This is a genomic window from Kribbella solani (genome assembly GCF_014205295.1).
In the GTDB taxonomy this organism is placed as follows: Bacteria; Actinomycetota; Actinomycetes; order Propionibacteriales; family Kribbellaceae; genus Kribbella; species Kribbella solani.
Genome location: NZ_JACHNF010000001.1, coordinates 112,957 through 126,007, shown reverse-complemented (window position 1 = coordinate 126,007; position 13,051 = coordinate 112,957). Strand labels below are relative to the sequence as shown.

Sequence of the window (13,051 nt, the reverse complement as noted above, 5' to 3'; positions counted from 1 at the left end):
TCAGCTTTCCGGACGTACGCCCCGGACCTTCCCTAAGATCCCGGCCATGACTGTGACACGTGAGTTTCTCGCCGGTTTGCCGAAGGCCGAGCTGCATGTCCACCACGTCGGATCCGCCTCGCCGCGGATCGTGGCCGAGCTGGCCGCGCGGCATCCCGGGTCGCCGGTACCGGCCGATCCGGCCGCGCTGTCCGAGTACTTCAAGTTCAGCGACTTCGCGCACTTCATCGACATCTACCTGAGTGTCGTCGACCTGATCAGGACACCCGACGACGTCCGCCTGCTCACGTACGAGATCGCCCGCGAGATGACCGAGCAGCAGAACCTCCGGTACGCCGAGCTGACCGTCACGCCGTACACCTCGGTGACCCGCGGGATCGCCGCCGAGGCGTTCTGCGAGGCGATCGAGGACGCGCGGATCGCGGCCGAGAAGGAGTTCGGCCTGGTGCTGCGCTGGATCTTCGACATCTCCGGCGAGGACGGCATCCCCGGCGCGGACGAGACGTTGCGGATCGCCACCAGGATCCGGCCGGCCGGACTGGTCGGGTTCGGCCTCGGCGGGCCGGAGATCGGCGTACCGCGCCCGCAGTTCCAGCCGCACTTCGAGGCGGCGATCGCGGCCGGGCTGCACAGCGTGCCGCACGCGGGTGAGACGACCGGCCCGGAAACGATCTGGGACGCGGTCCGGGTACTGAAGGCCGAGCGGATCGGGCACGGTACATCGGCGATGCAGGACCCGGCGCTGGTCGACTACCTGGGCGAGCACCGGATTCCGCTGGAGGTCAGTCCGACGTCGAACATCGCCACCCGCGCGGTCGACTCGTACGACGTGCACCCACTGCGCGCGATGGTCGACGCCGGCTTGGTGGTGACGATCAACTCCGACGACCCGCCGATGTTCGGCACCGACCTGACGAACGAGTACGTGGTCGCGTCGCGCCTGCTCGACCTGGACGCGGCCGGCGCCGGCGAGCTGGCGAAGACGGCCGTCCGCGAATCGTTCGCCGAGGACGCGGTCAAGGACGCGCTGCTGACCGAGATCGACAGCTACGTAACTCAGAACGGCTAACTGGAAGTCAAACGTTGGAACCAGGTATGGGGCCCGGTCGTCACACGTTCGTTCACAGTGACTACCGAGGAGGATCCAATGGCGGAACGCAACAAGGTGTCGGAGGCAGAGAAGGAGAGGCTGCGCAAGCTGGCCGACGAAGGACGGGCGGCCAACAACATGAAGGACGGCGTGAAGCCGCGCGGCACCGAGCACGGCGGGCGGCCCACCGACGGGACCTCCCGTGGCCGAACCACCGGCTCCCAGCACCCCGGCCGGCAGTAGCCGGCCGCAAGCTGGCGCTAGACGCGGCGGCCGGTGACGAATCTGTTCCGGGCGGAGAGGTCCTGGTGGTCGCGGACCTCGGCGAAGTGGCCGGTCGCGGCGAAGACCGCCGGGGCCGACTCGCCTTGTACGTCCGCGTGCTCGCAGGCGAACCACCCGCCGGGTACGAGCAACCGCCCGGCCGTCGCGGCCACCACCTTGATCTCGTCGAGCCCGTCGTCGCCGGACCACAGCGCGAGAGCCGGGTCGTGGTCGCGCACCTCGGCGGTGACCGACTCCCAGGCGGTCAGCGGGATGTACGGCGGGTTCGAGATCACCGCATCCACCCTGCCGTCGAGCTCGGGCAGGCAGCCGTCGATGTCACCTTCGTGCAGGATCGCCCCGGTACCAGCCAGGTTCCGCCGGGCCCAGGCGACGGCTTCCGGCGACAGTTCGACCGCGTGCACCGTACTGTCCGGCCGTTCCGTCGCGACCGCCCCCGCGATGGCGCCCGACCCCGTACACAGATCCACCACCAGCGGGTTTTGCACGTCGGCGATCCGGTCGAGAATCCATCCGACCATCACCTCGGTCTCCGGGCGCGGTACGAACACACCTGGGCCGACCGCGAGCTCCCGGTACCGAAACGCGGCCGTCCCGGTCAGATGCTGCAACGGCTCCCGAGCCGCCCGCCGCTCGATCAACTCGTCGTACCGCACCTGCTGCTCAGCAGTAGGCTCCGCGAGGTTCAGCCGACTCGACCCGGTAACAAACGCCATCAACTCCCCCGCATCAAACTCCGGCGAAGCCACCCCCGCCCCCCGCAGCCTCTCCACACCCCCAGCCACAAGCCCTCGCAAGTCACTCACTGGGCTTCTACGGCCTCTAGCCGGGCCGCCAGGTCCGCGTCCGTCAGCGCCTTGATGACCGGCTCCAGCTCCCCACCCAGCACCTGATCCAGGTTGTGCGCCTTGTAACCCACCCGGTGATCCGAGAACCGGTTCTCCGGGAAGTTGTACGTACGCACCCGCTCCGACCGGTCGACGGTCCGGATCTGCGACCGCCGCGCGTCCGACGCCTCCTGATCGGCCGCCTCCTGCGCCGCCGCCAGCAACCGGGAACGCAGCACCCGCATCGCCTGCTCGCGGTTCTGCAGCTGCGACTTCTCGTTCTGCATCGAGACCACGATCCCGGTCGGGAGGTGGGTGATCCGGACCGCGGAGTCGGTCGTGTTCACGCTCTGCCCACCCGGCCCGGACGACCGGAACACATCGATCCGCAGGTCGTTCAGGTCGATCTCGACGTCGACGTCCTCGGCTTCCGGCAGCACCAGCACGCCGGCCGCGGAGGTGTGAATCCGCCCCTGCGACTCGGTCACCGGCACCCGCTGCACCCGGTGCACGCCGCCTTCGAACTTCAGCTTCGCGTACGGCGCCTCGCCCGGCTCCGGCGTACCTTTCGCCTTCACCGCGACCGTGATCGACTTGTACCCGCCCAGGTCGGACTCGGCCGAGTCCAGTACCTCGGTCTTCCAGGCCTGCGTCTCGGCGTACTTGAGGTACATCCGGAGCAGATCGCCCGCGAACAGCGCGGACTCGTCGCCGCCTTCGCCGGCCTTGATCTCGAGGATCGCGTCCTTGTCGTCGTTGGGGTCACGCGGTACGAGCAGCGTCTGCAACCGCTCCGCCAGCTCCTCGCGCCGGCCGCTCAACCGGGTGGCCTCCTCGGCGAACGCCGGGTCCTCGGCCGCCAACTCACGGGCGGCCTCGATGTCGTCGCCGGTCTGCAGCCATTCGTCGTACGTCCGCACCACCGGCGCCAGCGCGGCGTACCGCTTGCCGACCCGCCGGGCGTTGGCCTGGTCGGAGTGCAACTCCGGCTCCGCCAGCTGCCGCTCCAACTCGGCGTACTCCGCCTTCAGCGACTGCACCGCCTCGAACATGTCGCACTCCTCCCTTCAAGCTTCCCGGACAGAACAAACCGCGCGCCGGTTCCGCCCAGGAACGGGCAGAACCGGCGCGCGGCCGAAAAACTACTTCTTCGCGTAGCGCTTCTCGAAGCGGGCGACCCGGCCACCGGTGTCGAGAATCTTCTGCTTACCGGTGTAGAAGGGGTGGCACTGCGAGCACACGTCGGCGTGGATCACGCCGTTCTCCGCGGTCGAGTGCGTGGTGAACGTGGCGCCACAGGTGCAGGTCACCGTGGTCTCCACGTACGTCGGGTGGATGTCGCTCTTCAAAACAGTCTCCTAGGTTCAGGTGCCCCGGGTCGTCCGCACGGTACGAACGTGAACCGGAACCAGCCATTCAGTTTGCCACGCCCACCGCCACACCGGAAATCCGGCCGCCGCGACTTCACTGGTTCACCCCCGAAACTGCCCCTTACTGCCGCGCATCCGCGGCAGTAAGGGGCAACCTCACAGGTGAACCCCTGAAATGGACCACGCCGCCAGCGGCGGGGGTGGGGTGGGGTGGGGTCAGTCGCCGTTCGTGGTGCTGTGGGTGGTGCCTGTGGACGGGGTGGTTTTGTTGGCCACCCCTCGCCACCGTCTTTTCTCAGTCGCCGTTCGTGGTGCTGTGGGTGGTGCCTGTGGACGGGGTGGTTTTGTTGGCCACCCCTCGCCACCGTCTTTTCTCAGTCGCCGTTGGTGGTGCTGTGGGTTGTCCCTGTGGACGGGGTGGTTTTGTTGACCTGGAGGAGGAACTCGATGTTCGACTTGCTCTCCTTGAGCTTGCCGATCAGGAGTTCGAGCGCCGCCTGGCCGTCCAGCGCGGACAGCACCCGGCGCAGCTTCCAGACCACCTGGGTCTCGTCCTTGGACATCAGCAGCTCCTCGCGGCGGGTACCGGAGGCGACCACGTCGATGGCCGGGAAGATCCGCCGGTCGGCGAACTCGCGGCGCAGCCGGAGCTCCATGTTGCCGGTGCCCTTGAACTCCTCGAAGATCACCTCGTCCATCTTCGAGCCGGTCTCGATCAGCGCGGTGGCGAGGATGGTCAGCGAACCGCCGTCCTCGATGTTCCGGGCCGCGCCGAAGAACCGCTTCGGCGGGTACAGCGCGGACGAGTCGACACCACCGGACAGGATCCGACCGCTGGCCGGCGCCGCGATGTTGTACGCCCGTCCGAGCCGCGTGATCGAGTCCAGCAGCACGACCACGTCGTGCCCGAGCTCCACCAGCCGCTTGGCCCGCTCGATCGCCAGCTCCGCGACCGTGGTGTGGTCGTCGGCCGGCCGGTCGAAGGTGGATGCGATCACCTCACCCTTGACCGTCCGCTGCATGTCGGTGACCTCTTCGGGCCGCTCGTCCACCAGCACGACCATCAGGTGCACTTCGGGGTTGTTCGTGGTGATCGCGTTCGCCAGCGCCTGCAGCACCATCGTCTTGCCGGCCTTCGGCGGCGAGACGATCAGGCCGCGCTGACCCTTGCCGATCGGGCTGACGATGTCGACGATCCGGGTGGTCAGGATGCCGGGCTCGGTCTCCAGCCGGAGCCGCTCGGTCGCGTACAGCGGGGTGAGCTTGTTGAAGTCCTGCCGCTGCTTGGCGATCTCCGGGTCGGCACCGTTGACGGTGTCGATCCGGACCAGCGGGTTGAACTTCTCCTTGCGCTCGCCTTCCTGCGGCTGCTTCACCGCGCCGGTGATCGCGTCACCCTTGCGCAGGCCGTAGCGCTTGACCATGGAGAGCGCGACATACACGTCGTTCGGACCGGGCAGGTAGCCGCTGGTCCGGACGAACGCGTAGTTGTCGAGGACGTCCAGGATGCCGGCCGCGGGGACGAGGACGTCGTCCTCGCTGATCGTCGGCTCGGTGTCGTACCGCTCGCCGCGGCCACGGTTGCGTGTGTTGTCCCGGTCCCGGCCACTGTCCCGGCCGCTGTCGCGACCGTCACGGCTGCTGGTCTGGCCGTCGCGGTTCCGGTCCCGGTCGCGACCCCGGCGACGCCGCCGCCGGCCTTCGCCTTCCTCGCCCCGGTCATCGTTCCGGCTGGTGTTCCGGTCGGTGTTGCGGTCGTCGTTCCGGCCGGTGCCGCGATCCGCGTTCCGGTCGTTCTGATCGGCCCGGTTCCGCTGGTTGTCAGCGCGGCCGTCCCGGTTCGCGTCACGGCCACTCTCCCGGCCGCTGTCCCGGTTGCCGTCGCGGTTGTCGCGCTGACCGTCCCGGTTGGTGTCCCGGCTCTGGTCGGCGCGGTTCTGGTCGGCACGGTTCTGGTCGGCACGGTTCTGGTCAGCGCGGTTCCGCTGGTTGTCGCGGTTGTTGTCGCGGGCCCGGTTGCGGTTCTGGTTGTCAGCGCGGTCGTCAGAACGGTCGTCCGCACGCGCCTCGGCCCGCTCGCCGGCACCGTTCCGCGCGACCGCGCCAGTGCTTTGCTGCGAGCCGGCGCCCTGCTGGGACCCGTGCTGCGTACCGGCACCGTTCCGCGCGGCGGTCTCCGCCTGCGCGCCCGGCGCCGTCACCCCGGCCGCCTCAGCAGGCGCGGAGATCTGCACACCATCGGACTGGGGTACATCGGTCGCGGCGTCCTTCTGAGCCGCGGCGCGGGTCCGGCGACTGCCACCCTCGCGCTTGGCCGGCGCCGACTTCACGGCGGCGGACTTGGCCGGGGCGGAGTTCGTCGCCTCGGCGGCCTCGTCGAGCGTCGGCTGCGTCGGCCGGGTGGCCGGAGCCTTGGCCCGGGAACCCCCGGCCGAACCGCCCGCGGAAGCGCCGGAACCACTGGCCGAGCCTCCGGACTGGGCGGCCTTGATCGCCTCGATCAGCTGGCCCTTGCGCAGCGCGCCGGTGCCCTTGATGCCGAGCGTCCCGGCGAGCTGCTTCAGCTCGGGGAGCAGCATGCCCTCGAGGCCGCCGCCAGCTTTCCGGCGACGCGACGCGGTGGTTGCCGCGGCGTCTGCTCCGCTGGAGGCTTCAACAGTTTCTGTCACGTGAGGTCCTTCCCACACGGATCGTCGGCGTCCGAAAGGCTCGCCGACCAAATTTCACCCACGACCACACAACGGGTACGCGGGATACAAGAGGCTCTCGCTCGATCTGAGTCCCCCCGGACATCTCCGACGCAGGCGGCGCAAGGTCACATCCACAGGAGGGTCGCCACACAACACAGGGTGCCGGGAGCACAGCCCGGATCGTGACGAGAGTTCACCGATCACCTGGAGGGGATCGGGTGAGTCGAGACTAGCACCACTACAGGTCCTTCTGCCGACCCGAGGGGTACAACGCGTGTCAGCCGAACGGCATTCCCCGGCTCGACCCGATCCAGGCTCAGGCTCAGCTTCAGGTTCAGCCTGCTTCCATCGACCAGACCTGTACGCCGACTGGATCGATGCCCAGCTCGTACCTGGTCCAGCCGTCCGGTGCCTCCGGCACGCTCCGGAACGACGCCGCCCGGCCACCGGAACCAGCGCTCTGACCTGCGGTTTTGCCGTCCGGCTGGGCGAGCACGGCGACCGTCGGCCCGGCGCCGCTGATGATCGCGGCCAGACCACTCCCGCGCAGCTTGTGCACCAGCGCGAGGCTCTCCGGCATGGCCGGTTCCCGGTACTCCTGGTGCAGCCGGTCCTCGGTCGCGGTCAGCAGCAGCTCCGGGTACCCGGTCAGCGCCGCGACCAGCAGGGCGGCCTTTCCGGCGTTGGCCGCCGCGTCGGTGTGGGAAACAACGCCCGGAAGCAGTCCGCGCGCCTCCTTGGTGAGCACCCGATTGTCAGGTACGTAAGCGATCGCGCCGATTCCGTCGGGCTTCAACTTGATCGCGCGACCACCCGGATTCGACGCTCCGCTGTCGGTCCAGGCGATGGTGAAACCACCAAGGGCAGCGGCCGCGACGTTGTCCGGATGACCTTCGAGCTCGTTCGCCAGTACGACGACGCGATCGCGGTCGAGTGGGACGCCGGCCAGCGCGTACGCCACCGCGAGTCCGCCGACGATCGCGGCCGAGGACGAGCCGAGTCCGCGGCCGTGCGGAATCCGGTTCTCGCAGCGGAGGGTGAAGCCGGGCATCGGGGCGCCCAGCGCCTCGAGCCCGTGCCGGATCGCTCGCACCACGAGGTGCGTTTCGTCCAGTGGTACGTCGTTCTCGCCTTCGCCGGTGACCTGGACGGCGATCCCGGAACCACCGGGCGTCACGACCAGGTCGTCGTACAGCGTCAGGGCGAGACCGAAGGTGTCGAAGCCGGGGCCGAGGTTCGCACTCGTCGCGGGCACCCGGACCCGGACCTGATCACACGGCCGCCGACGGCCGTCCGCCTCGGTCCCCGCCTGGGCATCGTGTTCCGGCATATCAGGCCAGACCGGCGACGCGCGCGACGGCGTCGGTGTCGGCGGGGGTGACCGGGGACTTGTCGACGGCCGCGTGGTCGAGCGCGGTGTCGATGTCCTTCAGGCCATGACCGGTGACGGTGATCACCACCGTCGAGCCACCCGGCAGCAGGCCCTGCGCCTTGGCCTGCAGCAGACCGGCGACACCGGCCGCCGACGCCGGCTCGACGAACACGCCTTCGCGCGCCGCGAGCTCACCCTGCGCGGCCATGATCTGCTCGTCGGTGACACTTTCGATCCGCCCGCCGGACTCGTCCCGCGCGGCCTCGGCCAGCGTCCAGGACGCCGGGTTGCCGACCCGGATCGCGGTGGCCAGCGTGTCCGGCTGCTCGACGATCGCACCGCGCACGATCGGCGCCGCGCCGGCCGCCTGGAAACCCCACATCTTCGGCGTCCGGGTGGCCAGCTTGTCCTTGGCGTACTCCTGGTAGCCCTTCCAGTACGCCGCGATGTTGCCGGCGTTGCCGACCGGGAGCAGATGCAGGTCCGGCGCGTCGCCGAGCGCGTCGCACACCTCGAACGCGGCGGTTTTCTGCCCTTCCAGCCGGACCGGGTTCACCGAGTTCACCAGGGCGACCGGATAGTGCTTGCCGAGCTCACGGACGATCCGCAGGCAGTCGTCGAAGCTGCCGTCGATCTGCACCAGCTTGGCGCCGTGCACGACCGCCTGCGCGAGCTTGCCCTTCGCGATCCGCCCGGCCGGGATCAGCACCAGCGGCAACATTCCGGCGCGGACGGCGTACGCGGCCGCCGACGCCGAGGTGTTTCCGGTCGACGCGCAGACGACCGCCTTGTCACCGGCCTGCGCGGCGAGCGAGATCGCCATCGTCATGCCGCGGTCCTTGAACGAGCCGGTCGGGTTGTTGCCCTCGACCTTCAGCCAGACCTCGCAGCCGGTCTGCTCGCTCAGCCACTGCGCGGCCACCAGCGGCGTACCGCCCTCGCCGAGCGTGACCACCGGCGTGTCCGCCGAGACGGGAAGCCGGTCTCTGTATTCCTCGATCACGCCGCGCCACTGGTGCACCATGTGTCTTACTCGCCTTCTACCCGCATCACACTGCTGACTTCACGGACGATGTCCATGTCCCGCAAGGACTCCACGGTCGCGGACAACGCGGCATCGGTCGCGGTGTGGGTGACCACCACCAGCTGCGCGTCACTGCCCCGGCCCTCCTGGCGGACGGTCTGGATCGACACGTCGTGCTCGGAGAACGCGTGGGCCACCGCCGCCAGTACACCGGCCTTGTCGGCCACGTCCAGCGACACGTGGTAGCGGGTCATCGCGTCGCCCATCGGCCGCACGGCCCGCTGGGTGTACGACGACTCGCCGACCCCCGGCACACCCTTGAGCCGGTTGCGCGCGGCGGACACCAGATCCCCGAGGACAGCACTGGCCGTCGGGGCGCCGCCGGCACCACGACCATAGAACATCAGCCGGCCGGCCGCTTTGCTTTCCACGAAGACGGCGTTGTACGCGTCCCGGACACTGGCCAGCGGGTGCGTGAGCGGGATCATCGCCGGGTACACCCGGGCGCTGACCGAATCGGTCCGCTCGTCCAGCTCGCAGATCGCCAGCGACTTGACCACACAGCCCATTTCCCGGGCCGAGGCGATGTCGGTGGCGGTCACCTCGGTGATGCCCTCGCGGTGCACGTCCGCGATCGAGACCCGGGTGTGGAACGCCAGGCTGGCCAGCAGCGCCGCCTTCGCGGCCGCGTCGAAACCTTCGATGTCAGCAGTCGGGTCGGCCTCGGCGTACCCGAGCGCCTGCGCTTCCTCGAGCGCCTCGTCGAACCCGGCGCCGGTGCTGTCCATCTTGTCGAGGATGTAGTTCGTGGTGCCGTTGACGATGCCCATCACCCGGGTCACGTCGTCACCGGCGAGCGACTCGCGCAGCGGCCGCAGGATCGGGATCGCGCCGGCCACGGCGGCCTCGAAGTACAGGTCGCGCTGGTACTTCTCGGCGGCCGCGAACAGCGTCGGCCCGTCCTCGGCGAGCAGCGCCTTGTTCGCGGTCACCACCGAGGCGCCGTGCTCGAGCGCGCTCAGGATCAGGCCGCGGGCCGGCTCGATGCCGCCGATCACCTCGATCACCAGGTCGAGGTCACCGCGGGACACCAGCGCCCGCGCGTCGGTGGTGACGAGGGCCGGGTCGACCGCGATGTCGCGGGCCCGGCCGGCCCGGCGGACGGCGATCCCGGCGATCTCCAGCCGGGCCCCGACCCGGGCCGCGAGATGGTCCGCCTGCTCGGTCAGGATCCGCACCACCTCGGTGCCGACCACGCCACAACCGAGCAGGCCTACCTTGAGAGGTTTTTCGTCATTCGCGGAGTCATTCATCGGCGGTCCCCATGTCCAGGAGCAGCAGGTCGGCTTCGGTCTCTCGGCGTACCACGACCCGCGTTCGGCCGTCCTTGACCGCGATCACCGGCGGCCGCGGTACGTGGTTGTAGTTGCTCGCCATCGACCGGCAGTACGCGCCGGTGCCGGGGACCGCGATCAGGTCGCCGGGCCGGACGTCGGCGGGCAGGAACTCGTCCTTGACCACGATGTCACCGGCCTCGCAGTGCTTCCCGACCACGCGGGCCAGCGTCGGCTCGGTGTACGAGTACCGGTTCGCGAGCGTGCACGAGTAGTCGGCGTCGTACAGCGCGGTGCGGATGTTGTCGCTCATCCCGCCGTCCACCGACACGTACGTGCGGGCCGCGCCGGCGTCCAGCTCGACCTCCTTGACGGTGCCGACCGAGTACACCGTGCACATCGCCGGGCCGACGATCGCGCGGCCGGGCTCGACCGACACCTGTGGGACCGGGATGTCGTGCGCGTGGCACTCGTGCTCGACGATCTTGCCCATCTCGGTGGCCAGCTGCGCCGGGTCGGACGGGTCGTCCTGGGTGGTGTACGCGATCCCGAACCCACCGCCCAGGTCGAGCTCCGGCATGTCGACGCCGATCTCCTCGGAAACCCTTGCGTGCAAGGCGACCACGCGCTTCGCGGCCACCTCGAACCCGGACGAGTCGAAGATCTGCGAGCCGATGTGCGAGTGCAGGCCGAGCAGCTCGAGCTCCGGCGCTTCGTTGATCCGGGCAACGGCTTCGAAGGCCGCGCCGGAGGTGATCGAGAAACCGAACTTCTGGTCCTCGTGCGCGGTCGCGATGTACGCGTGGGTGTGCGCCTCGACGCCGGCCGTGACCCGGACCATCACCGGCGCGACCACGCCACGCTCCCGGGCCAGCTCGATCAGCCGGGTGATCTCGAACTGCGAGTCGACCACGATCCGGCCGACGCCGGCGTCCAGCGCCCGGCCCAGCTCGGCCTCGGACTTGTTGTTGCCGTGGAACCCGAGCCGCTTCGGGTCCGCGCCGGCCCGGAGCGCGACGGCCAGCTCTCCCCCGCTGCAGATGTCGAGGTTCAGGCCCTCTTCCATCACCCAGCGGACGATCGTCGTACACAGGAACGCCTTGCCCGCGTAGTACACGTCGACGTCCTTGAACGCGTGCTTGAAGGCACGGGCGCGGGCCCGGAAGTCGTCCTCGTCCAGTACGTAGGCCGGGCTGCCGTGCTCGGCGACCAGGTCCCGGACGTCGACCCCGCCGACCACGAGGGCGCCTTCGGCGTCCTTCTTCGCGTTCATCGACCAGAGCGACGGGACCAGTTCGTTGGGGTCGCGGGGGGCGCGCAGCCAGGGCGGTGCCCGGTGGCCGAGGTCGGCGTGCAGCGCGCCCGCCTCGTGCGCTCTCACATCCGCTCCGGTGCGGAGACGCCGAGCAGGTCGAGCCCGTTGGCGAGCACGGTCCGGGTCGCGGACACCAGGGTCAGGCGAGCCTTGTGCACCGGCTCCACCTCCTCGTCGCCGCGCGGCAGCACGCGGCAGCTGTCGTAGAACTTGTGGAACGCCGACGCGGTGTCCTCCAGGTAGCGCGCGATCCGGTGCGGCTCGCGCAGCTCGGCGGAGGTGGCGACGACGCGCGGGAACTCGGCCAGCGCGCGGAGCAGATCGCCCTCGCGCTCATGGTTCAGCAGACCCGGATCGAACTCGTCCAGCTTGATGCCGAGGTCGTCCGCGTTCCGCAGGATCGAGGCCAGGCGGGCATGCGCGTACTGCACGTAGAAGACCGGGTTCTCGCTGGCCTGCTTGGTCATCTCCTCGATGTCCAGCGTCAGCGGGGAGTCGGCCGGGTAGCGGCAGAGCGTGTACCGGAGCGCGTCGACGCCGCCCTCCTCGACCAGCTCGGCGAGCGTGACGATCGTGCCGGCCCGCTTCGACAGCCGCATCTCCTGGCCGCCCTTGAGGATCTTGACCAGCTGACCGATCAGGATCTCGATGTTGTGCTCCGGGTCGTCACCGGCACAGGCGGCGATCGCCTTCAGCCGGTTCACGTACCCGTGGTGGTCCGCGCCGAGCAGGTACACGCAGGTCTCGAAACCACGCTCGCGCTTGTTCACGTAGTACGCGGCGTCGGAGGCGAAGTACGTCGGCTCGCCGTTCGTACGGATCAGGACCCGGTCCTTGTCGTCGGCGAAGTCCGTGGTCCGCATCCAGAGCGCGTCGTCCGCGTCGTACAGGTGGCCCTGCTCGCGGAGCTTCTGGATCGCGTGCGGTACGCCGTCCTGCTCGTGCAGGCTGCGCTCCGAGAACCACACGTCGAACTTGGTCCGGAAGTGCTCCAGCTGGTCCTGCTGCTCCTTCAGCTGCCGCTCGTACCCGGCCTCGCGGAACGCGATCGACTGCTCGTCGGCGGGCAGCTCCAGGATCCCCGGCACCTCGGCGACGATCCGCTGGGCCAGCTCCGCGATGTACTCACCGTGGTACCCGTCCTCGGGAATCGGCTCGCCGTTCGCGGCGGCCCGCAGGCTCGCGCCGAACTTGTCCATCTGGTTGCCGCGGTCGTTGATGTAGAACTCGCGCTTCACGCTCGCGCCAGCGGCGGTCAGCACCCGGGCCAGCGCGTCCCCGACGGCGGCCCAGCGGGTGTGCCCGAGGTGCAGCGGGCCGGTCGGGTTCGCCGAGATGAACTCGAGGTTGATCGTCCGGCCGTGCAGGCTGTCACTGGTCCCGTACTTCTCGCCGGCCGCCAGGATCGACTGCGCCACCTTGCCCTGGGCATCGGCCGCGACCCGCAGGTTGATGAACCCCGGCCCGGCGATCTCCACCGCCGTGATCGCCTCGTCGTCGCGCAGCTTCGCCGCCAGCAGCTCGGCGAACTGCCGCGGATTCAGCCCGGCGCGCTTGCCGAGCTGCATCGCGACGTTGGTTGCATAGTCCCCGTGCTCGGGGTTCTTGGGTCGCTCGACCTTCAGCTCGCGCGGCAGCCCACCCTCGACGGTGATGGTCCCGTCATCGGCGAGCGCGGCCAGGGCCTGCAAGATCTTCTCAGCGAGCTGTTCCGGAGTCACCGCCTCAGCCTAATGGGCCCCCA

At 69.5% G+C, this 13,051-nt stretch carries 11 protein-coding genes; 2 read left to right on the top strand and 9 right to left on the bottom strand.

What is annotated here, in order from left to right; translation table 11 throughout:
* The first annotated feature begins 46 nt into the window (after nt 1-46).
* Both HDA44_RS00575 and HDA44_RS00570 read left to right on the top strand, forming a co-directional pair.
* Nucleotides 47-1,069, top strand: coding sequence for an adenosine deaminase (locus HDA44_RS00575; protein WP_184830436.1), 1,023 nt, complete (start codon nt 47-49; stop codon nt 1,067-1,069).
* A gap of 78 nt (nt 1,070-1,147) precedes the next feature.
* Entirely contained in the window at nt 1,148-1,333 is a 186-nt protein-coding gene (locus tag HDA44_RS00570) for a hypothetical protein (protein ID WP_184830435.1), read from the top strand.
* A 17-nt stretch (nt 1,334-1,350) separates the two neighbouring features.
* Here the strand turns inward: HDA44_RS00570 and prmC are convergent, their stop codons facing one another.
* From prmC to argS, 9 genes are all read right to left on the bottom strand, one after another.
* Nucleotides 1,351-2,181 carry a peptide chain release factor N(5)-glutamine methyltransferase gene (gene prmC, locus HDA44_RS00565; RefSeq protein WP_184830434.1) on the bottom strand — a complete coding sequence of 277 codons (831 nt, stop codon included), beginning with the start codon at nt 2,179-2,181 and terminating at the stop codon, nt 1,351-1,353.
* On the bottom strand, nt 2,178-3,254 hold the full coding sequence (gene prfA, locus HDA44_RS00560; RefSeq protein WP_184830433.1) for a peptide chain release factor 1: 1,077 nt from the start codon (nt 3,252-3,254) through the stop codon (nt 2,178-2,180). The genes prmC and prfA overlap by 4 nt, the downstream gene beginning before the upstream one ends.
* 90 nt (nt 3,255-3,344) lie before the next feature.
* Nucleotides 3,345-3,551 (bottom strand): 50S ribosomal protein L31, encoded by a 207-nt coding sequence (rpmE, locus tag HDA44_RS00555; RefSeq protein ID WP_167207944.1) that lies wholly within the window; start codon nt 3,549-3,551, stop codon nt 3,345-3,347.
* Nucleotides 3,552-3,946: 395 nt separating this feature from the next.
* A complete protein-coding gene (gene rho, locus HDA44_RS00550) occupies nt 3,947-6,241 on the bottom strand; it encodes a transcription termination factor Rho (protein ID WP_337905567.1) in 2,295 nt (764 codons plus the stop codon).
* A 355-nt stretch (nt 6,242-6,596) separates the two neighbouring features.
* Nucleotides 6,597-7,592: a homoserine kinase gene (gene thrB / locus HDA44_RS00545; protein ID WP_184830432.1), complete on the bottom strand. Its 996-nt coding sequence runs from the start codon at nt 7,590-7,592 to the stop codon at nt 6,597-6,599.
* Nucleotide 7,593: 1 nt separating this feature from the next.
* Nucleotides 7,594-8,658 carry a threonine synthase gene (gene thrC / locus HDA44_RS00540; protein WP_184830431.1) on the bottom strand — a complete coding sequence of 355 codons (1,065 nt, stop codon included), beginning with the start codon at nt 8,656-8,658 and terminating at the stop codon, nt 7,594-7,596.
* Nucleotides 8,659-8,663: 5 nt separating this feature from the next.
* The gene (locus HDA44_RS00535; protein WP_184830430.1) at nt 8,664-9,971 is read right to left on the bottom strand and encodes a homoserine dehydrogenase; all 1,308 of its coding nucleotides are present in this window, start codon (nt 9,969-9,971) and stop codon (nt 8,664-8,666) included.
* Nucleotides 9,964-11,373 (bottom strand): diaminopimelate decarboxylase, encoded by a 1,410-nt coding sequence (gene lysA, locus HDA44_RS00530; protein WP_184830429.1) that lies wholly within the window; start codon nt 11,371-11,373, stop codon nt 9,964-9,966. Before lysA ends, HDA44_RS00535 begins: the two co-directional genes overlap by 8 nt.
* Complete coding sequence (argS, locus tag HDA44_RS00525) at nt 11,370-13,028, bottom strand: arginine--tRNA ligase (protein WP_184830428.1); 1,659 nt, start codon at nt 13,026-13,028, stop codon at nt 11,370-11,372. Before argS ends, lysA begins: the two co-directional genes overlap by 4 nt.
* Between the last annotated feature and the right edge of the window lie 23 nt (nt 13,029-13,051).